Below are 26,779 nucleotides of genomic sequence, written 5' to 3' on the forward strand. Positions count from 1 at the left end.
GATTTCACTTTCTCATTTGGCAAATCAGGAGACAAATTACCTAGAGTTTTATTAGCTATCGACCGGCTAATGCTGCAGCTGGGGCTATTTTAGTGGCTTTCCATGCAGGATATAAGGTCGCGATCAGGCTCATCACTAATCCCAAGCTCACCACAAATATCACATCATTTTGTTGCAATTGTGATGGCAAAAAGTCAATAAAATAAATATCTGAATCTAAAAAGTGAACCCCAAATATAGATTCCACACCCTTGGCAATTGCGCTTAAATTAACGGCAACAACAACCCCAATGATGCCGCCTAAACTACATCCTAATAGACCATTTAAGCCGCCCTGCATCACAAAAATGGCCATCACGGCACTTCGCTTTAAACCCATGGTCATTAAGATTGCGATTTCAGAGGCTTTATCTCTCACAGCCATCACTAAGGTTGACACAATATTAAAACAGGCCACGGCGATCACCAATGCCAGCACTAAATACATCACCATTCGTACCAGTTGAATGTCTTGATATAAGTGTCCCTGGGATCTTGTCCAATCATTTAAATATAAATATTCACTCTGGGCATAACCTAAATCTCTAATGATTTGTGGTGCGCTAAAGACATTATCCACCTGAATCCGCAAACCACTGACTCCAGTACCAAGGTCAAGTAGTTCGCTCAAATAGCCGATGGGTACATAGGCTTGAGTTGATTCGATTTCTCCTCCGAGATCATAAACGCCGCTGACCACAAAACGGTGACTTTTAGCTGCAGATAAACGGCTGTTATCAGCAGCTGGGGTATACATGGCTAAGGTATCGCCTACCTCTAACTGCAATTTATTAAGTAGACTTCGCCCAAGTACAATATGATTATCGACACCTTGCAGTGACCGCCACGATGCTTCATTCATATACTGAGCAATGCTAGAAACATTAGGCTCATGCTGAACATCAATACCGTTTACTACGATGCCTTGAAAACCACCGGGCTTTTGCACCAACCCTTGCAAACGAATAAAAGGGGCGACACCGGTGATATTAGGTATATTCTGCGCACTATTAGCAATAGCCTGCCAATCTTGAATGGGCTCATTAACCCCCACGAGCTCACCATGAGATATCACCCCAAGTAAGCGATTTTGTAACTCTTTCTCAAAACCATTCATCGCAGATAATACAATAATCAGCACCGCCACGCCCAATGCGATACCTGCGGTTGATGCAAACGAGATAAAGCCAATAAAACCATTAGACTGCCTAGCGCGATAAAAGCGCCAACCGATCAGCAAAGGTAACCATTTACTCATGCATCAGTCCCTACTACATCCTGCAAAACACCGTCTTTCATGGTTAATTGTCTATCCATTTTTGCGGCCAATTTATGATCATGGGTCACAACCACAAAGGCGGTACCAAATTGCTGTGCTAATTCTCTGATCAGTTCATACACAGCATCGCCACTGTTAGCATCTAAATTACCTGTTGGCTCATCAGCTAAAACCAGTTTCGGTTGATTAATCAATGCTCTGGCAATCGCCACTCGTTGACGCTCCCCCCCAGACAACTGCGCAGGAATATGCGCTAACCTATGGCCTAACCCCACCCGCTCTAACAAAAGTTTGGCATCTGCTAGAGTCTGTTGCTTATTTTTACCTTGAATAAAGGCGGGCATGGCAACATTTTCAAGGGCACTGAACTCGGGCAAAAGGTGGTGAAACTGATAAATAAAGCCTAAGTCTTGATTACGTAACTCAGCTTGGCGAGCAGAAGACAATTGATAAATATCTTCGCCGTCCAGCAATACTTGTCCATCACTTGGAGTATCTAAGGTGCCCATTAAATGTAACAAGGTACTTTTGCCAGAACCTGAACTGCCAACAATCGCCAATTGCTCACCTTTAAAAACCTCTAAGTTGACATCTTTAAGCACTTGGGTGGTGACATCACCATCATGATATTGTTTGCTAACATGCTTTACTTGCAATAAAAGCTGTTGATTTTGAATCATTATTCGTATCTCAATGCGGTAGCGGGTTGAACCTTAGCGGCTCTCAGTGCTGGGTATATGGTAGCGATTAGGGTAATCAATAAGGTGCCAACAACAATAATCACTAACTGGCTAATCGATAATTGCACCGGCAAAATTTGTCCTGCGCCTAAAATAGACACGCCTAAAGTATTAAGTATGCTGTTTAAATTTAAGGTTAATATCACCCCAAAAATTGTTCCGAATGACAAGCCCAATAAGGCATTTAATGAGCCCTGAACAATAAAAATATTCATCACTGACGTAGTAGTTAATCCTTGGGTTTTCAGTACAGCAACATCAGTGGTTTTATCCACAACCATCATGACTAAGGCTGACACGATATTAAACGCCGCCACCGCCACAATTAAACTGAGCATCAGTGACATCATGTTTTTTTCCATTTTAACCGCAGCGAATAAGTGACCAAAATCATCACGCCAGTCACGCGCGGTTACCTTTATCCCATGCTGGTTAAAGTTTTCAATCACTTTAGGGCCAATTTGTGCCGCTTTAAATGGGTCGTCTAAATACACTCTTAATTCTGAAATTTCCTCAGGGCTTTGTCGCATCAATTTACGCGCGTCTTGATAATGCACATAAGCTACAGTTCCATCGACTTGCGATCCCATTTCAAACACGCCTGCAACGACAAATTTACGTTGACTAGGTACAGGGCCAAATGGGGAGTAAACCACACCATCACCACTGAGTAAGCGGATTTTATCACCCACTCTAACATTCAATTTACGTGCAAGCTCACTGCCTAACACAATGGCATAGCTATCCGCAGTTAATTCATCAAAAGCATTCGAATAGGTATGAGAAATGATCGGCGATAACCCTTGCTCTAACTCAGGATAAACCCCAAAAACCTGCGCAGCAGCAATATTGGCCGCTGATTGCAACATACCTTGAGTCGTAGCAGACGGAACTACCCCTAATATCTCGCTTTTAAGATCTTTTTCTTGATGCAGTAAGCGTATTTGTTGTTGCCAATCTTCGAAGCCAGACTCATGCAATATTGTTAATTGCGGCACTGCGCCTAAAATCCGATTTTTCAACTGTCCTTCGAGCCCGTTCATGACCGAGCTAACGACAATCAGAGCACACACGCCTAAAAAAATCCCTGTAACAGCAAAAAAGGTAATAAATGACGCAAACGCATTAGCTTTACGAGATCGCCAATATCGAAATCCGACATATAAAGAAAATCTAAAATTCATAAAAAATAGTCATCCGTTGCTCTTTATCAAGCGTATATTGGCAGACTGAACCAGTGGAAATACATATTAGCAGCTCCGTTTAGGCTTATGACTTGCTAAATCATCAAGTTGGGCACGATAATAGGGGTATTAATTTGATAAATAAAGAGGCAAACCTTGTTAACAGACAGCAATTCTTACTTTAGCGTGCCTCATGAGTTTAACGTTTATCTTGAACCATGGGATAAACGCTTGCCATTACCCAATGACGATCAACTGAGACAGATGCAATCGACTGGGCTTAAATTGCTTTCTGAAGTCAAGGCATTAGAAGCCAATTGCCTGCTGCAACTGCGACAACTCGATTCTGAGACCAAAGCCATTGTTGACTTTTTAAAACTTCAATCACGAAAAATTGATTTAGTTTTACAACATGTCATTGAAAAAGAAGCGCAATCAGGGATTCAATATAAAGGCTACCAGTTTGGTGGCAGTGGCTTAAGTGTTATGTCAGATAAACCTTTCAATATTGGTGATCTGTTCAAAGCACATATTTACCTTCACAATGAAGTGGTTGCCGTTTTATGTATTTGTGAAGTGACGCAATCTTCTTTACGACCAATACCACCATCGAGCACGCATAAAACAAGTTCAAGCCACATTTCGCCAGATAATTTCAGTGCTAAGGAGCCGGCTGAGCAGTGGCAAACAGAACTCGCTTTCAATCAAATATTGGATGAAGATGTCGAGCAGCTCGTTAAAGCTAGCTTAACTGTGCAACAAAAAATGCTCAAACTGCGTAAACAACATCGCAAAGACACCTTATAATTTTTTAAATCAAAACAAGTTATTAATTAAATGAAGCAATTTAATGTTATCGCGCCACCCAGTGTCAAAAAAGGCCAACAACTTCAAACCTTAGCCACACTAGGGGGAGTTTCTCAAGCACTCACCATCGCCAATTTGATTAAACAGCACTCAGGCACCAGTCTTATTGTCACTCACGATACCCCCAGCGCATTAACCCTAGAAGCCGAGTTAAGTTATTTATTAGCCAATCACCCCGTCAATGTGTGTTTATTTCCTGATCGTGAAACGCTTCCTTACGACAATTTTTCACCGCATCAAGATTTAATATCTCAACGATTAGAGTCATTAGCGCAAATTAGCCAGAGCTCGCACAATGTGGTTATTGTGCCAGTCAACACCCTAATGGTTCGCTTACCGCCAAAATCGTTTTTAACCGCAAATGTCATGATCCTAAAAAAAGGTGACATTTATGGATTAAGTCAGGTACGCCAACATTTAACCGACACAGGTTACCATGTTGTCGACCAAGTATACGAACACGGTGAGTTTGCTATTCGCGGTTCAATTATTGATATTTTTCCTACGGGTTCAAAACAGCCATTGCGGATAGAATTGTTTGACGACGAAGTCGAATCTATTCGCTTTTTTGATGTTGATAGCCAGCGTTCAGGCATGGCGCTCGACCAAATTCGCATGTTGCCAGCGAAAGAATTTCCTACCGACAGTGCAGCCATTGAAGGTTTCAGACAACGCTATCGTCGCCGCTTTGAAGTGATTTCAAAAGAACCTGAATCCGTCTACCAGCTGGTCAGTCGTAACTTAATGCCTGCAGGGATTGAAAATTATCTGCCATTATTCTTTGATGAAACGGCTAGCTTGTTTGATTACCTACCAGAACAAAGCCAATTAATCACCCTTGGTGATATTGAAAAGTCGTGTCAGCAACACCTAGACGAAATACATACTCGCTATGAAGATCGCCGAGTCGACCCACTGCGGCCTTTACTTGAACCCAAAGAGCTATACCTATTAAGCGATCAACTGTTTAGCGCCTTCAAACCCATGCAGCGCAGCCAACTCATTAATCTACCGCTTAATGAAGCCAAACAAGTTGATATTGATGCTTTACCAAAACATGCATTAAGCGCCAAAGCCACAGCGCTTCCTGATATCAACGCGAATCACAAATTAAAACAGCCGCTACTCGCGCTTAAAGAATTCAGTCAAACACAACAGCAAATATTGTTTGTGGCAGAATCTGAAGGGCGACGGGAGGCATTGCTTGAACTATTCGCCAAAATTGATATTAAGCCTAAATTATTTAAGCACTTAGATGATTACCTTAGCGGCAAAGATCCAATTGGTTTATTAGTATCGCCTTTGTCTCGTGGGGCACTAATCGATATTGAGCCAAAGGGCAATGTCAGTGTTATTTGTGAAACCGAGTTGTTCGGTCATCGGATTTCGCAGCAACGACGCCGCGAAAAACAAAAACAAGTCAGTTCTGATGTTTTAGTCAAAAACTTAGCAGAATTAAGGGTTGGCCAACCCATAGTGCATTTAGAGCATGGGGTTGCGCTTTACCAAGGCTTAGAAACTCTTGATACCGGAGGCTTAGTCGCTGAATACTTAAAACTTGAATATGCCGGTGGCGACAAATTATACGTACCTGTGTCATCTTTGCATTTAATCAGCCGTTATAGTGTAGGCAATGAAGAAACCACCCAACTGAATAAGTTAGGAAACGAAACTTGGGCAAAAGCCAAGAAAAAGGCCATTGAACGCATTCGAGACGTCGCTGCAGAGTTACTGGATGTGTATGCCAGACGTCAAGCACGACCAGGTGAGGCCTTAAGCCTTGATAAAGAAGAATATGCTGTATTTGCGCAAGCTTTTCCGTTTGAAGAAACTGTGGATCAAGAAACTGCCATTGATGCCGTTCTAACCGATTTACAAGCGCCAATGGCAATGGATCGCTTAGTGTGCGGAGATGTCGGCTTTGGTAAAACCGAAGTCGCAATGCGCGCAGCCTTTGTTGCCGTCAATGCCGGCAAGCAAGTCGTCGTATTAGTGCCTACCACCTTGCTTGCCCAGCAACATTTTGAAAACTTCAAAGACCGTTTTGCCGATTGGCCTGTCGTGATTGAGGTTATGTCACGCTTTCGTACCAGCAAAGAGCAAAATCAAGTACTAGACTCACTGCAAGAAGGTAAAGTCGATATTATAATTGGCACCCACAAGTTACTGTCTTCAGAAGCTAAATTTGATAATTTAGGCTTATTAATTATTGATGAAGAACATCGCTTTGGTGTTCGTCAAAAAGAAAAAATCAAAGCCCTACGAGCCAATGTCGATATTTTAACTTTAACTGCTACACCTATTCCCAGAACGCTTAATATGGCGATGTCGGGAATGCGTGATTTATCCATCATAGCCACCCCACCCGCTAAGCGACTTGCGGTAAAAACCTTTGTGCGTGAATATGATAAAGCCACAGTTAAAGAAGCCATATCCCGTGAGATTTTACGTGGTGGTCAGGTATATTATTTACATAATAACGTCGAAACCATTGAAAAAGCGGCACAAGATATACGTGATTTACTGCCAGAAGCTCGAGTGGTAACCGCCCATGGTCAAATGCGCGAACGCGATCTTGAAAAGGTCATGTCAGATTTTTATCATCAACGCTTCAATGTATTAGTGTGTACCACCATCATTGAAACCGGTATTGACGTACCCAGTGCCAACACTATTTTAATCCACCGCGCTGATATGTTTGGCCTAGCCCAATTACATCAACTACGTGGTCGTGTGGGTCGATCTCACCATCAAGCCTATGCGTATTTGATGACTCCTCACCCAAAACGAATGACATCCGATGCACGTAAACGCTTAGAAGCCATAGACGCATTAGAAGATTTAGGTGCAGGATTCTTATTGGCTACTCAAGATTTAGAAATTCGTGGTGCGGGTGAATTACTTGGCGATGAGCAAAGCGGCCATATCAGTAAAATTGGTTTCAGTTTGTATATGGAATTGCTTGAATCGGCAGTAAAATCTCTAAAACAAGGTAAAGAGCCATCACTGGCCAATATGTTAAATGCAATTTGCGATATCGATTTACGCATACCCGCATTGTTACCTGAAGACTATGTCGGTGATGTCAACATGCGTTTATCCTTGTATAAGCGTATTGCGAATTGTCATACTGAATCTATGGTTGATGAGCTCAAAGTCGAATTTATTGATCGCTTTGGAATGCTGCCAGATCAAACCCGCAATCTGATGGATTTAACCGTATTTAAGCATCAGGCAACTAGTTTGGGTTTACAAAAAATTGAAATGCATGCAAAAGGTGGCAGTATTGAATTTGGTGAACATCACCAGATAGATCCAATGTTTATTATCGATTTATTGCAAAAGCAGCCACAAATCTATCGAATGGATGGCCCAAATAAGTTAAAGTTCACCATTCCAACTGAAACAAGTAAAGACAGATTAGCATTACTAAAAACCTTACTTGAGCAGCTTGCAAAACATCAAACTGGAGAGCAATAGTGCTTCGTAAAATCGCGATGACAGTAACAGCATTAGGCATACTGTCGACTACAATACCAGTCCAAGCATCAACTTGGTTTGAAGTTGAAATGTTCATTTTTGAGCGTCAAAACAATTCCACGGAGCAATGGCCAGATACACCTGCTGCGAAAGTGGATAATCGAGCCATTGACTTTATCACGCCACTTATCAGCACAGACATAACTGGTGTAGCGGCTAGCTTAAACGGCTGCACCTCGAATGATTGGTCATTAGCGCAGCAATCTGATTGTGGTGACAACTTAACCAGTAGCAAAGTAAGAAGCCACCCTAGTCAAGTTCCCTTCAGTATTGCCGCCACTCAGCCCAATAAAGCTTATTTGGGAGATGGGCCAACATTACTTGCCCAAAGCCAGAGCCAATTTGCAGATATTATAAAAACCGTCAGTAGAGAATCGAATATTAAACCTTTAATTCATCTTACTTGGCAACAAAACATGCAAGGGCGACGCAATGCTAAACCAGTACGCATTTTTGCTGGTAAGGATTTTTCTAATGAATATGACTATCATGGTCAGCGTGTCACCACACAGAAAAATAACCAGCCAAGCATTGATTTAACGGTTAATGAGTTTGCAAGCCTTGGAAACCTGTTTGAAACTGAACAAACAAAACCGGTTTGGGAGTTAGATGGCACCATTAATATTTATCTAAGCCATTATTTATATATTGAAAATAATTTTGCATTGCGTAAAGAAACGCAAAAAATGCTTGAGACAAATAAAACAGAATTTAATCAATATGACGCATTAAATACACAAGTTGAAAAGTCAATGCAGCCCTATTTACAAGCGATACCGTTAAAACAAAACCGCAGGGTTCGTAGTGGTGAATTGCATTATTTTGACCACCCTAAAATGGGCATTGTGATGCAAATTAGGAAAATGGAACAACCCACCATGGCAAGACCGATTGATTTAGGGGAAAAGTCAGCAACACACTCTCAAAATCAACAAATTGAAAGCCAAACTTACTTACCCTAAAAGATTGCATCATTAAATGCGCTTTAAGCAATTTATTTAGTACATTAACCGGAGCCAAGACTCCGGTTTTTCATTTTAAAGAGCCATAAAAAAGCGGCCATCCATGATGACCGCCTGCAAAAATGCAATAAAGAGTAAAATATGACTTTAATAGACAGCACTATAGTCGCATCTAAAATGCCATCTGCAACAATTTGTATCACGTCATTGGAATGTTTACCAATACTTGTGCATAACAGCAAATTAAGTGTCTAAAAAAACAGCAAACCATGCTACATACTATTAGTGTTTATTGTTTGCCAACGTCCAAATGTTTTTACATATTTCGATAGCAGCTAAACATCGCGTATCTTGCTGCAAGGAGAGTATCATCTGTGATTGATTGCCACGCAACATCATAGCATTGGCACTTGGTGACACCTCTGGCCAGCTAAAATGATCTAATAGTGTTTTTACGCCAACAGGATCATTGCATACTAATATCATATTACACCCCGCAGTTAATGCCGCTTTGGCACGTCCTAGGTAATCGCCAGCAAAACTTGCGCCTTTCATACCCAAATCGTCTGAAAAAATCACGCCATTAAACTTTAATTGCTTCCGTAACACAGTTTGTAACCAGTACGGTGAAAAACCTGCAGGATTGGGGTCAACTTGACTATAAACAACATGAGCTGGCATCACACCATGCAGTTGACCATTGGCAATTAAGTTAACAAAAGGCTGCATATCAAACTGTTCAATTTGCTGTTTTGTTCGCTCATCCACGGGCATTGCAATATGTGAATCAGCGGCGACGCTGCCATGTCCTGGGAAATGTTTGCCCACCGCAGCCATGCCAGCTTGTTGCATTCCAATAATAAACGCCGACGCTAACGCGGTAACCTCATCTGGATTAGGACTAAAACTGCGCTTGCCGATCACATCACTAACGCCGTTGACATCTAAAACTGGCGCAAAGCTTAAATCGATATCACAAGCTAATAATTCTATTGCCATTAGAAAACCGCATTCTGTAGCCCATTGCTTTGCTAATGTCATATCACCTTTTGCAGCAGGAAAAATATCCCCCATTGCGGGAATATGAGTAAACCCCTGCTTAAATCGTTGAACACGGCCACCTTCATGATCAACCGCAATCAATAATTCAGGGCGTATTGCTCGAACCTGCTTAACCAACTCTATTAATTGGTTTTTATTGTCAAAATTACGACTAAAAAGAATGATCCCGCCAACTTGGGGATGTTGCAATTGCAGCGCTTCTTGTTCAGTAACCGTAAGACCACATAGGTCCATCATTAAATAGCTCAAACATACCCCTTAAAATATTAACCTTAACTTAATCACAGATAAGCTTGGCTAATCTGAAAAAATCGCATAAAAAAATCTAATGAACGACCACCGAAAAAATGTGGGATACTCACATTACAAATGAGTATCTGGCTCACGATTATCTATAGTCATTATACTCTCTAATAATTACAACAATAAACGACCATATAAAGGTTAAATATCATGATTAGCGTATTTGACATGTTTAAAATCGGCATTGGCCCATCCAGTTCGCATACTGTTGGCCCAATGAAAGCCGGTAAAATTTTTATGCAAAACCTGGCAGATAATAACTTAGTTGATGCCACCGATGAGTTACAAGCTGAGTTATTTGGCTCACTCGGTCAAACAGGTAAAGGCCATGGAACCGGTAAAGCGGTAATTCTTGGCTTAATGGGGGAAGCACCTGAAACCGTCAATACCGATAATATTGACACCATTTTGCAAACCGTTTCCAATGAACAAACGCTAAAAATTGCCAATGGTAGATTAGTCAAATTTACTCGTGAATCGGGTATTACCTATCACAGACGTAAAACACTGCCTGCTCATGCCAATGCCATGACCCTATACGCTTTAAACAAGGGCGAAGTAATTTACCAGCGTACCTATTATTCCGTTGGCGGCGGCTTTATTTTGGATGAGGATGAAATCACCCAACGTAATGCCTCACCAGCGACGCCCATCAAAGAAGCGCCTTTTGATTTCAATAGTGCCAGTCAACTGCTACAACAATGCTGCGACAATGGTTTAAGTATTTCATCCTTGATGATGGCAAACGAATTAAGTATCGCCACTGAAGATGAAGTTAAACAAGGTTTATGGCATATCTGGCAAACCATGAAAACTTGTGTTGAACGAGGTTATCAAAAAGAAGGTATTTTACCCGGCGGCCTTAAATTAAGACGACGTGCACCAGCCTTATATCGTCGCCTAAAAGCAGAAGGTCGTAATAATATCGATCCATTAACCGCAATGGACTGGGTAGATTTATTTGCCTTGTCTGTTAATGAACAAAATGCTGCGGGAGATAGAGTCGTTACCGCCCCTACAAATGGTGCAGCAGGAATTATCCCAGCGGTATTATGTTACTACGACATGTTTGTTCAGGAAGTTGATATTGATGTATGTTCTCGCTACTTATTAACTGCTGCCGCAATCGGCATTCTTTATAAGAAAAATGCCTCAATTTCAGGTGCGGAAGTAGGTTGTCAAGGTGAAGTGGGCGTTGCTTGCTCAATGGCAGCCGCTGCATTAACCGAAATTATGGGCGGCACAGTTGAGCATGTTGAAAATGCCGCTGAAATTGGCATGGAGCATAACTTAGGGTTAACCTGCGATCCAGTTGGTGGATTAGTGCAAGTGCCTTGCATTGAACGCAATGCCATGGGCGCTGTTAAAGCAATTAACGCTTCTAGAATGGCGCTACGAGGCGACGGCAATCATAAAGTATCATTAGATAAAGTGATTAAAACCATGATGGACACAGGCAGAGATATGCGCAGTAAGTACAAAGAAACAGCCAAAGGTGGCCTAGCCGTGAACATTGTTGAATGTTAACTTTTAGCTAACACTTAACGTCCGAAATGAAAAAATGCCTGTTAGTGATCCTAACAGGCATTTTGCTATTTATTGATTGTGTTATGTCTAGATTTAGCTTTATATGTAGTCAGTTTGTATTAAAGGATAAATACTCAATGAAAAATATTATTTGCGATATTGACGGTGTATTAATGCACGACAATAAATTAATTCCGGGTAGCGATAAATTTATTCACCGGGTGTTAGAACAAGGCAACCCGCTGGTTATTTTGACTAATTACCCTGTACAAACCGGAAAAGACTTACAAAATCGCTTAGGTGCTGCAGGTATTAATGTACCTGAAAGCTGTTTTTATACTTCGGCTATGGCAACCGCAGATTTTCTAAAACATCAAAAAGGGAACAAAGCCTATGTCGTAGGTGAAGGCGCCCTCACCCATGAGCTCTATAATGCTGGTTTTACCATTACCGATATTAATCCTGATTTTGTTATCGTTGGCGAAACCCGATCATATCACTGGGATATGATCCATAAAGCTGCTCGCTTTGTTGCAGGTGGAGCTCGCTTTATTGCGACCAATCCAGACACTCATGGCCCTAACTTTACCCCCGCTTGCGGTGCATTATGTGCTTCAATTGAACGCATTACTGGCAAAATGCCATTTTACGTTGGTAAACCTTCATCATGGATTATCCGTTCGGCGTTGAACCATATGCAAGCTCACTCAGAAAACACTGTCATCATTGGCGACAACATGAAAACTGATATATTGGCTGGTTTTCAAGCTGGACTCGAAACCATTTTAGTCACCAGCGGGGTAAGCCAACTAAGTGACATCGAAAAAGAGCCATTCAGGCCTAACCATGTATTCTCTTGTGCAGGTGACATAGATGTTGTGTAGTGACTTAACTTAAAGTCAATTTACATTAGGTAACATATTTTTGAAGCCAGCACCTTGTTTTAAGGTGCTGGCATACTTCATTATGCAACCGACTACAATAAGAATAGGAAACCCAATGAAACACTTGTTTCCCCTTTGCGCCATGGCTTTACTCATTAGCGCCTGTAACAATGATACGTCCAAGCCTAACACCTCTGAAGAAAAAATAGTTGCAACAGCTATTCAATTTGATGAACAGTTGTTCCGTCGAGATATTCAAGTATTAGCCTCAGACGAGTTTGAAGGCCGCGCACCAACGACAAAAGGTGAAAAACTCACCCTAAATTATTTAAGCGAACAATTTAGCAAAATGGGCTTGGTCGGTGCCAATAACGGTAGTTTTTTACAAGCCGTTCCTATGGTGACCTATACCGCCAGCGAGCAACAAACCATCACCTTAGCAGATCTACCACTACAGTACCGTAAAGATATCGTGCTAAGTAGCCGTCACCCCAATCAACAAATTAATATTGAGAATGCGCCTTTAGTCTTTGTTGGTTACGGAATTAATGCACCAGAATATCAATGGAATGACTATAAACAGCTAGATATGAAAGGCAAAATTGCCCTAATCATGGTTAACGATCCTGGCTTTGCCAATCCTGATGGTGATTTGTTTAATGGCTTAGCCATGACCTATTATGGACGCTGGACATACAAATTTGAAGAGGCCAGCCGACAAGGAGCATTAGGAGCAATCATTATTCATGATACCAAGCCAGCGGCATATCCATGGTCTGTAGTTGAAAATAGCTGGACTGGCCCTCAACAAGACTTGGCCCTCAACACTGATGAAGTGTTAAACAGAGTTCAAGTTGAAGGCTGGATTTCATTGGATTCTGCCAGTAATGTATTTGCGAAAGCTGGATTTTCACTAGAGACCTTAATGGCAAGAGCTGCCAGTAGTTCAATGAATGTTGATCTACAACAGACAGCTTCTATCTCATTTACTAACAGCACCCAATATAGCGATAGTTATAATGTTGTCGCCACATTGCCTGGCACTAGCCAAGCAGATGAACATATTCTATTTACTGCCCACTGGGACCATATTGGCAAAGATGAAACAAAAGACGGTGATCAAATTTACAACGGAGCATTAGATAATGCCTCAGGCACCGCTGGTATCATGGAAATTGCCAGACAATTTGTAAAGCAAGCCAAGCAGGACAAGCCATTGCAGCGATCCGTTACCTTTTTGGCGACAACCGGTGAAGAACAAGGGTTATTAGGTTCACGTTTTTATGCGGCCAATCCAATATTTCCATTAAATAAGACGGTTGCTGTACTAAATTTAGATAGCACTAATATATATGGAAAAACCAAAGACTATACCATAGTGGGTAAAGGCCAATCTGAGCTTGAAAATTACTTGGCTGAGGCTGCTGCAAAGCAAAATCGTCAAGTGACTGCAGAACGTAATCCAGCATCTGGAGGCTTTTTTCGCTCAGACCATTTTAGCTTTGCAAAATACGGTGTTCCTGCTGTCTTTGCCGGTGGCGGAAATGAGCCATTAGATGAAGCAACCGCTGCATATAAAATACAAATGCAGCAAACCATGAAGGGCTGTTACCATAACGTATGCGACCATTATCATGAAAACTGGGACTTATCAGGCGCACTACAAGATTTACAAGTGTATTTTGATGTTGCCCATACGCTTGGTAATAATCAAGATTGGCCTGGATATTTTAAAGGTTCTGAGTTTAATCATTTACGTCCTGCCAAATAACTTGTAGCTTAATTAATCAAAACGCATCTTCGGATGCGTTTTTTTGTTGGTTTTTTATGCAATTAACCTATGTACTTCCAATAAGTTATATTCTGCTAAATCTTTAACAAATCTTCAAAAACATTGCCTATACTCGATAAAAAACAAACAATCCTCAATAAAATGCACAATAATATAAATAAAGCTCAATTAGCAAAGTGTTATTCAAAACAATAATCACAAAATTGACCATATTAATGAGTTTTTATCAAAAATATGTCTTGGAAATTAAATAAAATACTGGCAAAGTAAAACACAGATAAAGATTAAACAATGTAGTTGGAGTGGTGTTATGTGTTCAATATTTTCAATTTTAGATATCAAATCTGATGCAAGTGAATTACGCCAAGTGGCGTTAGAAATGTCTAAGCTATTGCGTCACCGTGGCCCTGACTGGTCAGGTATTTATGCGGACGAACATGCAATTTTGGCTCATGAACGTTTAGCGATTGTTGATGTTGATCATGGAGCACAGCCACTTATTAGCCAAGATGGCAATATTGTTTTAGCCGTTAACGGTGAAATTTATAACCACAAACAACTCAAAGCTGAGCTCGGTGACAAATATAGCTACCAAACCAATTCTGATTGTGAAGTTATCCTGTCACTTTACCAAGAATATGGTTGCGAATTTTTAGATAAACTCAACGGTATTTTTGCATTTGTGTTATACGACAAAGCGCAAAACACATACCTAGTGGGTCGTGATCATATGGGCATTATTCCACTTTACAGTGGTCATGATGCGGCTGGTAACTTTTATATAGCATCAGAAATGAAAGCATTAATGCCAGTTTGTAAAACCGTTGCCGAATTCTTACCTGGCCAATATTTATCGTCAGCAAAAGGAGAACCTACTAAGTATTATATTCGTGATTGGATGGAATACGATGCTGTTAAAGATAACCCTGCTAGCGTAGAAGAATTACGCGATGCACTAGAGGCTGCGGTTAAACGTCAGTTAATGTCTGATGTACCTTATGGCGTATTATTGTCAGGCGGTTTAGATTCATCAGTGGTATCGGCCATTACCCAAACTTACGCAAAACACCGTATTGAAAATGATGGCGAAACAGGTGCTTGGTGGCCGCAGCTTCATTCATTTGCCGTGGGCTTAGCAGAATCGCCTGATTTAGTTGCGGCTCAAAAAGTAGCAGATGCTATCGGTACAATCCATCATCCGATTATTTACACTTTCCAAGAAGGTTTAGATGCTATTAAAGAAGTGATTTATCACTTAGAAACCTACGATGTCACCACCATTCGCGCTGCAACACCTATGTATTTAATGGCACGAAAAATCAAAGCTATGGGCATCAAAATGGTGTTATCAGGCGAAGGCGCAGATGAATTATTTGGTGGTTACTTATACTTCCATAAGGCGCCAAACGCACAAGCTTTCCATGAAGAATTAGTGCGTAAATTAGATAAATTACATTTATTTGATTGTCTACGAGCGAACAAAGCCATGGCGGCTTGGGGTTTAGAAGCGCGAGTGCCCTTCTTAGACAAAGAGTTTATGGATGTGGCTATGCGGATAAACCCAGAAGCCAAAATGTCTAAAGATGGCCGCATTGAAAAACATATTTTACGTCAGGCATTTGAACATAAACTACCTAAAGAAGTTACATGGCGTCAAAAGGAGCAATTTAGTGATGGTGTGGGTTACTCATGGATTGACGGTTTAAAAGACCATGCTGCCAGTCATGTTGATGATGTGCAATTAGCCAATGCTAAATTCCGTTTCCCATATAACACACCAGAAACCAAAGAAGCTTATTTCTATCGTTGTTTCTTTGAAGAGTTTTTCCCACTGGCAAGTGCTGCTGAAACAGTTCCTGGTGGGAAGTCGGTGGCATGTTCAACACCAGAAGCATTAGCTTGGGACGAAAGTTTACAAGGCATTATTGACCCATCAGGTCGTGCAGTAAGAAACGTTCACACCAGCAGTTATTAATCTACGACATTGTTCGGCAGATTACTCTCAGCTAAATACTGCTCAAGGTACTCAATAGCATTCAACAAAATCCCTTCATCACTGAGTGATGAAGGGATTTTTGTAAAGACTTCATTAACAATTTATTTTTGATAATAAATCAAATACTCGCCTGTTTATTTGCTCACCTGACAAGTCTATCATTATCGCAATCATGAGTACTTTGAAAGCCTATTAACCTATTAAGTTAAATAGAGAGCAATTTACTCACTCATCAATATTTAAACACCATATTTTGATAATGTTATCAAGGTTAAGTTTTGGAGCATATTATGACCCACCCTATTATCAGTGACTTACAAACTCGTTATACCACTAAACGTTATGATGCGACAAAGCGCGTACCTCAAGAGCAATTAGATGTTATCTTCCAAGCAATGCGTTTGTCCGCCTCCTCGATAAACTCACAACCATGGAAGTTTATTGTTATAGAAAGTGATGCCGCTAAACAGCGCATGTATGACACCTTTGCTAACAAATTCCAGTTCAACCAACCCCATATTAAAGCAAGCTCACATGTCATTTTGTTTGCCTATAACCCGAAATATACCCGGGAAGACTATGCTAAAGTCGTCGACCAAGCCATTGCAGATAAGCGCACTAAAGCGGAAGAACGTGAACAAGCATTTGGTAGCTTTTCTTTTGCTGAGTTAAATACAGATGAAAATGGTGATACCAGTGCATGGACCAAGGCGCAAACTTATTTAGCGTTAGGCAACACCTTGCATGTGTTAGCACGCTTAGGAATTGACTCAACAACAATGGAAGGTGTTGATAGAGAATTAATAGGTGAAATATTTGCCAAAGAATTAGATGGTTATCAATGTGATGTTGCATTAGCCATAGGTTACCATCATCCAGATGAAGATTATAACGCTGCATTACCTAAGTCACGCTTACCGTTAGAGCAAGTTTTGACTGTGCTATAAAAAGCAATAATGACAACCTGAATACCTAAATAAAAGATCGCTATTGCAGCGATCTTTTATTGTTGCTGCCCGAGGGATATAAAACCAAACAAAAAGTGCGAGCGGTATCAAAATAGATATAAATAAGCTGCTGTTTTAAAATATTTTTTTAATCATTACTTTTGAAACCTAACATCCTTAATGCTAACATCATTATTCTTTTGCAATGCTTGCAGATATGAGGTTACCCATGAACAGAGCCAAATCAACCCTAGAGCAATGGCGCATTTTACAAGCCGTTGTTGACTACGGCGGTTATGCTCAGGCTGCAGAAAAGCTTAATAAAAGTCAGTCTTCATTGAATCATGCGGTTGCCAAATTACAGCATCAGCTTGGCATCCAAGTATTAGAAGTGAAAGGCCGCAAAGCCTTTTTAACCGAACAAGGCGAGGTATTATTGCGCCGTTCGCGTCATTTAACCCAATCTGTAGACGAGCTTGAGCAATTAGCCACTAACTTAGGCCAAGGCTGGGAGCCCAGTATTACTATTGCCAAAGAAATTGTTTACCCAACAGACAAGCTTGTTGATGCATTACAGTCTTTCATTCAGCGAGGTCGAGGAACGCGAGTCACTATCATTGATTCTGTTATTTCTGGCACTCATGATTTAATCAATCAAAAGATGGTTAATATCGCTATTTGTGCCATGCCTCCAAAAGGCTATTTAGCTCAGCCATTATGTGAATGCGACTTTGATTTAGTGTGTCACCCTAACCACCCTTTAGCGCAATTTGATTTAATCGAAGATGACAAACAACTTGCACAACATCTACAAATTGTCATAAGGGATACAGGATCTAATGCCATCAATGATACAGGTTGGTTAAAAGCCGAGCAGCGCATAACCGTCTCTAACTTTCATGAAGCCAAAGTAATTTTAAGCCGCGAAATGGGCTTTTGTTGGATCCCCAGCTTTTTGGTAAAAGCGGAATTAGAGCGAGGTCAATTACACAGGCTCAATTTACATGGAAATTTACAACGTAGAATCACATTAAATTTGGTGATTCCAAATCGTGATAACCAAGGTCCTGCGAGTAAATTATTAGAAAGCTTAATCCTTGAACAACACGACATTCATCCGAGTCGCTAGAAAAAATTATATCTCTACACGGTAAATTCAAAGGTTTGTTTCGGCTGCTGACTGTTGATTTCAGACGTTTGTGAATTAAATTGATTATTAAGATACGCCAAAGTGGCATTGGGAACTTGTGGATTTTGAGTGTCGATTTGTTGATTAAGCTTATCAATAAAGCGGCTTTGTGGATCCGATGTGGGGGACTCTTCTTGACTAAATGGCGCTAACTGACTTTGCTCAAATCCTTGAGACTGCTCAATTGTTTGCTTGTAAGTATTCGCTAATTCATTAATGTGCTGAATATCTTCTGCAGGAGTTATTTTCTCTTGTCTTTGCTGCGCCATTTCAGCTTTAGCTTGGTTCATTTTTTGAATGGCTTCGGCTGCCACACGAATATCAGCTGCAGAAGGTTGAACAGGTGCCATGGCTGCTGCGTAGACTTTTTGCATTTTATTAAAGGTAGCTTGTGGATCGCCATTCACGACAGACACATCAATTTGTACTTCGCCGTCTACTGCATAGCGCTTACCATCGGGTCCTTTCTCATAACTATAACTTGGACTTTGGGCAAACATGCCGCCCACGGCTTTATGTGCTTGCTCATGGGTTTTAACTTCTGCATCACGCTTAGCTAATTCATCTATTTGTTGTTGCTCTGCTAATTCAATTTTTTGTTGCTGTTTTTCAATGGCTTTTTCAACTTGCTCTATTTTGGAGGCTTGTTTATCTTCATCCTGATTTTCATGGCTAGTTTCTTGTTGTTCAGCATTACTTGCATTGACTTGTTGAGGACTTTGTTGACCTTCTTCACGGTTACCAAACGGGGTTTCACCATCAGCATCAAATAGCGGTTTAGCTTGTTGTTCTTGTTGCGCCTCAAAAGGATTAATTGGCGAAGTTGGGTTTTGTTCAGTAAACACATCCACAGGAGCATCACCTAATGAATTCACATCTTGAGAATTGATGTTATTTGACTCACTGATTTGAGCTGGATTAATAGCGGCAATGCTCATCGGCCCAGTCTTTAAACTGAATTGATGATTAGCACTGGATTTGGCAAGGCTGGATATGGGGGTTGAAGAAGACAGTATCGGTGAGCGTTTAACCGCTGATGTCTGTTGCAATTCAACAGACGAATGACTGTATTGACTTGATTCATGGACATCAATATCAAGCTGTCGATTGGTGTCGACAATAGGTTTGCTAACAGAGGGGCTTGATGGCTTTGTCTGTAAATAACTGAGGTTATTAGGTACGACACTTGAGATTGACGACGCACTGGGTGAAACCTGCTGCGCCTTAGTTGTAGACGCAGCAAAGTGCTGAGTGATAACTGAAGATTGCTGACGAATATCCATATCGACCCGCCGTTAACCTTTAGACCTCAATATTAATAATACTGCCAACAGTTTCAGAGGCCGCTTCAATCACTCTAACCGAAGCTTCTCCTTGCTGTTGAGATTCCACTGCAGACACTAAGGCAGCATTTTTATCCGTTTGTTCAACAGCACGACTACTTAACGTCACTGTATCTTGGGTGGATTGTGCCGCAGTAGGTTTTGGGTCTGGGGTTGCGACAGCCGTTGTTGCTTGTGCAATACCTTGCTGAGCACTTTGTAAACCTTGAACACCCGATGAATAAGCCGATTGAATTTGCATAACGCGTCCTTAAAATAACAGGTGAGCCTGATAAACAGTATCGCTCAGTCAAGCTAAAATGTACAGTATTTAACCATTACACAATTTACCGCCAGCCATTTTCCCAATCTTTAAACACAGGATTAAAGCCGTGGTTTTTCATGGCGGCGATCACTTCCGCTACAGGTCGTTCATCGCTAATGTCAAATTGATCTAATTGACTGTCAGGTTGCTGATAACCACCAGGTTGAGTCGAGCTACCCGCGCTTAACTGGGTGACACCAAGTGCTAACAAGTTATCTCTAAGCTCAGGCGTTTCTCGTGTAGACAAGCTAATATCAAGTTGTTGATTAAACAATCTAAAAGCGCAAATCATTTGCACTAAGCCCTTATCCGTTAACAGCACTTTGGGTTCAATACCTCCGGTACAAGGGCGAAGCCTGGGCAGTGAGATACTATAACGAGTTCGCCAATACTGACGTTCTAGATAATCCAAATGATATCCCATCAGCAATGCATCTAGTCGCCAATCATCTAGCCCCAGTAATACCCCTAAACCAATTTTATCCACGCCAGCCTGTGCGACTCTGTCAGGGGTATCGAGACGGTGAATAAAATCCTGTTTGTTACCCCGAGTATGATGTTTGGCATAAGTGTGTGACCGGTAAGTTTCTTGATAAACCATCACCGCATCTAAACCTAAGGTAACAAGTCGCTGATACTCTATTGTTTTTAATGGCTGCACCTCCATAGCAACATAGCTAAAATGCTGTTTAATTAGTGGCAGCACATGGGAAAAATATTCAACACCGACTTTAGTCTCATGCTCACCAGAAACCAATAAAATCGAATCAAACCCTCGCGATTTGATGATATCGACTTCGGCGAGTATCTCTTCATCATTAAGGATTTTGCGCTTAATTTTATTGCTCATACTAAAACCACAATAATCACATTCATTGGCACATAAATTTGATAGATATAATGGTAAATACAAGCCTAAGTTGGCACCAAAACGCTGGCGGGTTATTTGCGCTGCGCTTTGGGCCATTTGTTCAAGGTAAGGTTCTGCTGCTGGAGATAATAACGCCATCAAGCTAGTTAAATTGCCACTAGGCTGTTGCAATGCGCGCTCAACATCAGCCGATGTTGAGGCATAGAGCTTCATGGATAAATCATCAACATTTAACTGATTGAAATGGTTTGAAAAAGTCATTAACCCACCTTGCTAGTGGCTAAAAAGCCAGTAAGAGGGCTGGTATTACTGGCATTATGGCTAATCGCCCCTAACCCCGCTTCATAAGCCTTACGTCCACTTTGTACCGCTTGTTGAAAACATTGCGCCATTAAAACCGGCATAGCACTACTGGCAATAGCTGTATTGACCAATACTGCATCCGCGCCCATCTCCATCGCTCGACACGCTTGAGAAGGTGCGCCAATCCCTGCATCAACAATCACAGGAACTGATGACTGCTCGATAATAATTTTCAAAAAAGCTTCCGTAGCCAGGCCTTGATTACTGCCAATGGGGCTACCTAAGGGCATAACCGCAGCACAACCCACCTCTTCCAAGCGTTTGCAAAGCACAGGATCAGCATGAATGTACGGCAAAACAATAAAGCCTTTTTCACACAAGACCTTGGCCGCATTGAGGGTTTCAATAGGATCCGGAAGTAGATACTTAGGATCAGGATGGATCTCTAACTTAATCCATTTAGTGGCTAACATTTCATAAGCAAGCTCTGCGGCAAATATGGCCTCTTTGGCATTTCTTGCTCCTGCGGTATTAGGTAAAAGCTTAACACCGCGAGATTGTAATGGCTTAAGTAAGTCATCAGATCCCATCTTAAAGTCGATGCGCTTCATGGCTAAGGTCACCAACTCTGAGCCCGAAGCTTCTATTGATGCCAGCATGGTTGTTGAATTGGTAAATTTGCCTGTGCCAGTAAATAAACGTGATTCAAATTGATGATCGGCTATCGTTAACATCATTATCCTCCTGCTACGGCCGAAAATAGTTCAATAACATCACCCATTTCACACTGGTGTTGTGGCCATTGGCTGCGTGGAATAATAATTTCATTCACTACCACTGCAATGCTTTGTGGTTCGATGTGCCTAGCCTTCAGTAACTTTGTCAAACTAATAGTGGCTGCAAGCTGGTGTGGCTCGCCATTTATGTGTATTTCTATCACGGTGATCCCTTCATTTACGACTTGTCTAACTTTCATTGGGCGGAGATAAATGCTTTGCGACATACACGGCATTGTTGATCAAGGCTCATTTTCGCTTTCGACCATGACAAGTACTTTGCGTCTAAGCGGTGCAACACGCCAAACTCAACTTGCCGACCAATAATATAATTGATACCAGCCAAAGCTTGGATTGATGCCATCACCCCAACAGCAGGTCCTAAAACCCCCATTTGGCTACAACTTTGGCTCAATTGACTATCCGCAGGAAAAACACAGTGATAGCAGCCATAAGGCGATATATTTGTCGTGAATGCTTGTTTGTCATCCGATAACGGCGCATAGGCAAACCATTGACCTTCATCGGCTGATATCGCTGCACTGAACAACGGGATCTGTCGTTCTATTGCGATTCGATTGATTAATTGACGCGTGGCAAAGTTATCGCAGCAATCAAATAGTAGTTGCGGTGTAATTTGATTAAATAACGCTTGATAATTATCTGAAGTTAACCGAATGGGGTGAGCTGCAATCTGACAATCTTGATTGCGCTGTTGCAGTTTGTTGGCCGCCACTTTAACCTTATCAACGCCAATGTCATTAGCATTAAACAGTATCTGCCTCGGTAAATTAGACAATTCAACTTTATCATTATCAAGCAAATGCAGATGCCCTACTCCGGATGCTGCTAAATATTGGGCCACCAGCTGACCTAATCCCCCATACCAATAATCACCACTTCAGCGTTCATCAAGGCAAGTTGCCCTTGCTCAGACACATCAGCCAATAACATTTGCTTGGAATAGAGTATGTATTGATGATCGTTCAAACTCGTTTTCACAATGCCTCCTGATAATGTTCAGAGTTAATGACGCTTTTCGCTAATTTCTTTGAATGGGCGATAGGTGATAAGCCTTTGAGAGACCTCCACATGTGATTTAATGCTTGAAAAGCTGCAACAGGATCGTGCGCTTGAGTGACCGCCCTCACCACAGCCACATTATCCACACCAGTGTCAGCAATATCGTTTAGCTTTTCACTCGTGATGCCTCCAATGGCAACCGTTGGAAAATGATCCTTCAACAACGAACAATATTGAGCGAGTTTGCTAATCCCTTGTGGTTTTGAGGGCATGTTTTTTGTAGTAGTAGCAAAAATATGCCCCAGTGCGATATAAGATGGATTAACTTGCGTGGCGAGTAATATTTCAAAATAACTGTGGCTGGATAACCCCAGTGCGATGTTATTTTCCGCTAAAGCCGCCAAATCAGCAGATAAGGCATCTTCTTGACCTAAGTGAACACCAAATGCACCGTATTTAAGTGCCAACTGCCAGTGATCATTTATAAAAAGTTGTGCATTATATTTTCGGCCAAGCTCAATGGCATTAGCCACTTGCTGCTCAATCCATAGGATTTTTTGCTGTTGATTTTTAAAGGCGATGCCTTTATCACAGCAGCTTATTTCTTGTTTTAGCCGCAGTTGCAGGGTTTTACACCCCGCTTGTAACAACAACACCAGCATAGAGACACTTGAAACTACAGGATAAACTTCAAGCGGTAAGGATAACCTTGTAAATGATAGCTGCAATTTTTGGTGAATTGACTGACTCATTTGTTGCTCAATACTAGCATTATCCAGCAATACCGATTGGCGAGAAGCCCCAGTCAATTGAACAATATGTGGCATAACATTAAGGGTTGAAGGCCAACCTGTTTTGGCTAAATAGCCAGCGCCTTTACCCATTTTAATGCTGTGTTTTAGCCCCTGAGTGGCATAGGATTTAGCGAGTACCACCGCATCATGTAACACATAGTCATGAGCTAAAAAACAGGCTATGGCACTGGATAGCATGCAGCCACTGCCGTGATTATTATCCGTGTCAATTCGCTCACTACTGAGCACATAAACACTGTTATTATGTTCAATACTGCCACCCTCAACATGCTGACAGACATACACATCCATTGCTTTATCAGCTTGCCATCTAGCATCGCCGCCCTTGGCAACAAGATGACAATCAAAAAAGCGGCTTACTTGCTGCGCCATTGACACCATTTGGGATAAATCCAACACAGGAACTGCAAGTGACTGCTGGTTAGTTTGCCTTTGAACTTCACAAGCCAAAGTAATCAACTCTGATTGATTTGGGGTAATAACATTAACAACACCGCGAAATGGCGAAAAATCCACTGCTGCTTGGCTTAATCGCTGACCTGTGGTTGCCACCATCACTGGGTCTAAAATGATCGGAACGTCAGCCTCTTTAGCAAAACTCTCCTTTAACCATTTTGCCAATTGATTAACTTGCTGCTGATTAGCCATTAAACCAATTTTGATTGCATCCGGCGGCATGTCTAACTTCAGGGTATCTAATTGGGCCAATAACATTGCATCAGATACCGCTTCAACCAAAGTCACATTGACCGAGTTTTGCGCAGTCAGCGTGGTGATGACGGTACAAGCATGGCAATCCAAATCCTGAATAGTGGCTAAATCGGCTTGAATACCCGCACCGCCGCCACTATCTGAACCGGCTATCGTCCAAACAATTTTAGTCACCGATGCGTGTTGGCGACTAGCCGTTGCCACTTCAGGTATTTGCGACGACAGTTCATTAGCAACCATTATTCAACCTCATCTAATGTTTTTTGATGATAAAGCTTTGAACCTGTTGCTTTGAACTCAGCAGACTTTTGCGCCATCTGCAGTGCAATATCATCGGAACTATTGCTGTCCGTCAGATAAGACCGATAGTCCGCAGGTGAAATCACCTCAACTTTTTTCTCGGCTTGTTTCTCTATGTTTGCGGCATAGTCACGTACATCTTGGGTAATTTTCATCGAACAAAATTTAGGGCCACACATTGAACAAAAATGGGCCACTTTTGCAGACTCCTGCGGCAAGGATTCATCGTGATAGGCTCTGGCGGTATCAGGATCAAGCCCAAGGTTGTATTGATCTTCCCAGCGAAATTCAAAACGCGCTTTTGATAAGGCGTTATCCCGTATCTGTGCTGCCGGATGACCTTTAGCCACATCTGCAGCATGAGCAGCAATCTTGTAAGCAATAAGCCCTTGCTTAACATCTTCTTTATTGGGTAAACCTAAATGTTCTTTCGGGGTGACATAACACAGCATGGCTACGCCATACCATGCCATCATCGCGGCGCCAATTCCTGAGGTGAAATGATCATATCCCGGTGCAATATCGGTTGTTTGCGGGCCTAAGGTATAAAATGGCGCTTCATCACAATGGGCAAGTTGCTTGTCCATATTCACTTTTATTAGCTGCATTGGCACGTGCCCAGGGCCTTCTATGATGGTTTGCACATCATATTCCCAAGCAATTTTCACCAGTTCACCCAAGGTTTCTAATTCTGCGAATTGAGCCTCATCATTAGCATCGGCAATCGAGCCTGGACGCATGCCATCCCCCAAAGACAACGACACATCATACGCTGCGCAAAGCTCACATATCTCACGAAAGTGTTCGTATAAAAAACTTTCTTTATGATGACTTAAACACCATTTAGCCATTATCGAACCGCCACGGGACACAATGCCCGTTAAGCGTTTTGCTGTCATCGGTACATAACGTAACAGCACCCCAGCATGAATGGTAAAGTAATCAACGCCCTGCTCGGCTTGTTCAATCAAGGTATCTCTAAAGACTTCCCAGGTAAGATCTTCAGCAACGCCATTCACTTTCTCCAGCGCTTGATAAATTGGGACGGTACCAATGGGTACGGGTGAATTTCGGATGATCCATTCACGGGTCTCATGAATATAACGCCCTGTCGATAAATCCATCACGGTATCTGCGCCCCAACGCGTCGACCAGACCAGTTTTTCGACTTCTTCTTCAATTGAAGATGTCACCGCTGAGTTACCAATATTGGCGTTCACTTTAACCAAAAAGTTACGCCCAATAATCATAGGTTCAGATTCAGGGTGATTGATATTCAGCGGGATGATAGCTCGGCCTCTTGCCACTTCGCTGCGCACGAACTCAGGGGTGATCAACGGGCCAATTTCAGCGCCAAAAGATTCGCCTTGCGCTTTTTGCGTTAGCACTGTATCGGTCACTTCTTGTCTTGCCATGTTTTCGCGAATGGCAATGTACTCCATTTCAGGAGTAATAATCCCTTGGCGAGCATAATGCATTTGGGTCACCCGTTTACCCGCTTTAGCTCGGCGCGGCGGCACTAGCGCATCAAAACGTAAATGGTCTAAGCCATCATCGGCTAATCTTTGCTGAGTAAAATGCGAGCTAGCATTGTCGAGTTGTTCTGTATCATCGCGCTCTTCAATCCAGCATTGCCTTAGCTTTGCTAAGCCTTCACGCACATTGATGTTTGCCTGCGGATCAGAATAAGCGCCTGCACAGTCATAGACCTTAATCGGCGGATTCGCTTCCATGATTGGTGTTGTTCATCGCCCCCTATTAGGGTGTCTGTTTGCAGTATTTGGCGCATCCCTACCCGCAAATCATCACGACTGCCGGACAGATATATTTTTTCAGAATTAGGGTGTTGTAGCGGTTTTAAGTTATCGATAAAAGCTTGTGCGCTGGCACGGGTTTGGCGACGATTCGACATGAGCAACCTCGAATTAAATGAGTGAAAGTTGCTTGTCTGGAGGAAATATGTTGAGAGCGAGCAACATGAAAACACATTAATAAGTGTTCGACTCAAGTTGCTGTCAATAA

The 26,779-nt window shown here is 41.8% G+C and carries 21 protein-coding genes and 1 pseudogene; 9 read left to right on the top strand and 13 right to left on the bottom strand.

The window, feature by feature from the left end; translation table 11 throughout:
* Nucleotides 1–55: 55 nt before the first annotated feature.
* Genes lolE through HBH39_RS09770 form a run of 3 tightly spaced genes read right to left on the bottom strand, consistent with a single transcriptional unit; the run spans nucleotide 56 to nucleotide 3,242 of the window.
* Nucleotides 56–1,297, bottom strand: a complete 1,242-nt coding sequence (gene lolE, locus HBH39_RS09760) for a lipoprotein-releasing ABC transporter permease subunit LolE (protein ID WP_167677794.1) — start codon at nucleotides 1,295–1,297, stop codon at nucleotides 56–58.
* Nucleotides 1,294–1,998 (bottom strand): lipoprotein-releasing ABC transporter ATP-binding protein LolD, encoded by a 705-nt coding sequence (gene lolD, locus HBH39_RS09765; protein WP_167677796.1) that lies wholly within the window; start codon nucleotides 1,996–1,998, stop codon nucleotides 1,294–1,296. Before lolD ends, lolE begins: the two co-directional genes overlap by 4 nt.
* Nucleotides 1,998–3,242 carry a lipoprotein-releasing ABC transporter permease subunit gene (locus HBH39_RS09770; protein ID WP_167677798.1) on the bottom strand — a complete coding sequence of 415 codons (1,245 nt, stop codon included), beginning with the start codon at nucleotides 3,240–3,242 and terminating at the stop codon, nucleotides 1,998–2,000. Before HBH39_RS09770 ends, lolD begins: the two co-directional genes overlap by 1 nt.
* 156 nt (nucleotides 3,243–3,398) lie before the next feature.
* Between HBH39_RS09770 and HBH39_RS09775 the strand changes: the two genes are divergently transcribed.
* Genes HBH39_RS09775 through HBH39_RS09785 form a run of 3 tightly spaced genes read left to right on the top strand, consistent with a single transcriptional unit; the run spans nucleotide 3,399 to nucleotide 8,611 of the window.
* Complete coding sequence (locus HBH39_RS09775) at nucleotides 3,399–4,049, top strand: hypothetical protein (RefSeq protein WP_167677800.1); 651 nt, start codon at nucleotides 3,399–3,401, stop codon at nucleotides 4,047–4,049.
* A 30-nt stretch (nucleotides 4,050–4,079) separates the two neighbouring features.
* Nucleotides 4,080–7,589 (top strand): transcription-repair coupling factor, encoded by a 3,510-nt coding sequence (gene mfd / locus HBH39_RS09780; protein ID WP_167677802.1) that lies wholly within the window; start codon nucleotides 4,080–4,082, stop codon nucleotides 7,587–7,589.
* Nucleotides 7,589–8,611, top strand: a complete 1,023-nt coding sequence (locus HBH39_RS09785; protein ID WP_167677804.1) for a peptidoglycan binding protein CsiV — start codon at nucleotides 7,589–7,591, stop codon at nucleotides 8,609–8,611. Before mfd ends, HBH39_RS09785 begins: the two co-directional genes overlap by 1 nt.
* Nucleotides 8,612–8,893: 282 nt before the next feature.
* Here the strand turns inward: HBH39_RS09785 and nagZ are convergent, their stop codons facing one another.
* On the bottom strand, nucleotides 8,894–9,922 hold the full coding sequence (gene nagZ / locus HBH39_RS09790; protein ID WP_167677806.1) for a beta-N-acetylhexosaminidase: 1,029 nt from the start codon (nucleotides 9,920–9,922) through the stop codon (nucleotides 8,894–8,896).
* 204 nt (nucleotides 9,923–10,126) lie between these two features.
* Between nagZ and HBH39_RS09795 the strand changes: the two genes are divergently transcribed.
* The 6 genes from HBH39_RS09795 (at nucleotide 10,127) to HBH39_RS09820 (ending at nucleotide 18,251) form a co-directional block, all read left to right on the top strand.
* On the top strand, nucleotides 10,127–11,503 hold the full coding sequence (locus HBH39_RS09795; protein WP_167677808.1) for an L-serine ammonia-lyase: 1,377 nt from the start codon (nucleotides 10,127–10,129) through the stop codon (nucleotides 11,501–11,503).
* A gap of 137 nt (nucleotides 11,504–11,640) precedes the next feature.
* The gene (locus HBH39_RS09800) at nucleotides 11,641–12,387 is read left to right on the top strand and encodes an HAD-IIA family hydrolase (protein ID WP_167677810.1); all 747 of its coding nucleotides are present in this window, start codon (nucleotides 11,641–11,643) and stop codon (nucleotides 12,385–12,387) included.
* A gap of 115 nt (nucleotides 12,388–12,502) precedes the next feature.
* Nucleotides 12,503–14,158 (top strand): M28 family metallopeptidase, encoded by a 1,656-nt coding sequence (locus HBH39_RS09805; protein WP_167677812.1) that lies wholly within the window; start codon nucleotides 12,503–12,505, stop codon nucleotides 14,156–14,158.
* A 331-nt stretch (nucleotides 14,159–14,489) separates the two neighbouring features.
* The gene (gene asnB / locus HBH39_RS09810; protein ID WP_167677814.1) at nucleotides 14,490–16,154 is read left to right on the top strand and encodes an asparagine synthase B; all 1,665 of its coding nucleotides are present in this window, start codon (nucleotides 14,490–14,492) and stop codon (nucleotides 16,152–16,154) included.
* Between the two features lie 311 nt (nucleotides 16,155–16,465).
* Entirely contained in the window at nucleotides 16,466–17,122 is a 657-nt protein-coding gene (locus HBH39_RS09815) for a nitroreductase family protein (RefSeq protein ID WP_167677816.1), read from the top strand.
* Nucleotides 17,123–17,351: 229 nt separating this feature from the next.
* The gene (locus tag HBH39_RS09820; protein WP_167677818.1) at nucleotides 17,352–18,251 is read left to right on the top strand and encodes a LysR family transcriptional regulator; all 900 of its coding nucleotides are present in this window, start codon (nucleotides 17,352–17,354) and stop codon (nucleotides 18,249–18,251) included.
* A gap of 14 nt (nucleotides 18,252–18,265) precedes the next feature.
* Here the strand turns inward: HBH39_RS09820 and HBH39_RS09825 are convergent, their stop codons facing one another.
* The 9 genes and pseudogenes from HBH39_RS09825 to thiC all read right to left on the bottom strand — a co-directional run bounded on the left by HBH39_RS09825 (nucleotide 18,266) and on the right by thiC (nucleotide 26,669).
* Nucleotides 18,266–19,594 carry a putative metalloprotease CJM1_0395 family protein gene (locus HBH39_RS09825; RefSeq protein ID WP_167677820.1) on the bottom strand — a complete coding sequence of 443 codons (1,329 nt, stop codon included), beginning with the start codon at nucleotides 19,592–19,594 and terminating at the stop codon, nucleotides 18,266–18,268.
* A gap of 19 nt (nucleotides 19,595–19,613) precedes the next feature.
* On the bottom strand, nucleotides 19,614–19,895 hold the full coding sequence (locus tag HBH39_RS09830; RefSeq protein WP_167677822.1) for a chemotaxis protein: 282 nt from the start codon (nucleotides 19,893–19,895) through the stop codon (nucleotides 19,614–19,616).
* An 85-nt stretch (nucleotides 19,896–19,980) separates the two neighbouring features.
* Nucleotides 19,981–21,090, bottom strand: coding sequence for a 2-iminoacetate synthase ThiH (thiH, locus tag HBH39_RS09835; RefSeq protein WP_167677824.1), 1,110 nt, complete (start codon nucleotides 21,088–21,090; stop codon nucleotides 19,981–19,983).
* Complete coding sequence (locus HBH39_RS09840; protein WP_167680033.1) at nucleotides 21,090–21,866, bottom strand: thiazole synthase; 777 nt, start codon at nucleotides 21,864–21,866, stop codon at nucleotides 21,090–21,092. Before HBH39_RS09840 ends, thiH begins: the two co-directional genes overlap by 1 nt.
* A gap of 2 nt (nucleotides 21,867–21,868) precedes the next feature.
* Entirely contained in the window at nucleotides 21,869–22,108 is a 240-nt protein-coding gene (thiS, locus tag HBH39_RS09845; RefSeq protein ID WP_167677826.1) for a sulfur carrier protein ThiS, read from the bottom strand.
* On the bottom strand, nucleotides 22,105–22,773 hold the full coding sequence (locus HBH39_RS09850) for a HesA/MoeB/ThiF family protein (protein WP_244325634.1): 669 nt from the start codon (nucleotides 22,771–22,773) through the stop codon (nucleotides 22,105–22,107). Before HBH39_RS09850 ends, thiS begins: the two co-directional genes overlap by 4 nt.
* Before the next feature lie 8 nt (nucleotides 22,774–22,781).
* A complete protein-coding gene (locus HBH39_RS19970) occupies nucleotides 22,782–22,910 on the bottom strand; it encodes a hypothetical protein (protein WP_280117325.1) in 129 nt (42 codons plus the stop codon).
* Complete coding sequence (locus HBH39_RS09855; RefSeq protein WP_167677828.1) at nucleotides 22,907–24,697, bottom strand: bifunctional hydroxymethylpyrimidine kinase/phosphomethylpyrimidine kinase; 1,791 nt, start codon at nucleotides 24,695–24,697, stop codon at nucleotides 22,907–22,909. The genes HBH39_RS19970 and HBH39_RS09855 overlap by 4 nt, the downstream gene beginning before the upstream one ends.
* A pseudogene (gene thiC / locus HBH39_RS09860) lies at nucleotides 24,697–26,669 on the bottom strand (phosphomethylpyrimidine synthase ThiC). Before thiC ends, HBH39_RS09855 begins: the two are co-directional and overlap by 1 nt.
* Between the last annotated feature and the right edge of the window lie 110 nt (nucleotides 26,670–26,779).

This window comes from Shewanella aestuarii, assembly GCF_011765625.1.
In the GTDB taxonomy this organism is placed as follows: Bacteria; Pseudomonadota; Gammaproteobacteria; order Enterobacterales; family Shewanellaceae; genus Shewanella; species Shewanella aestuarii_A.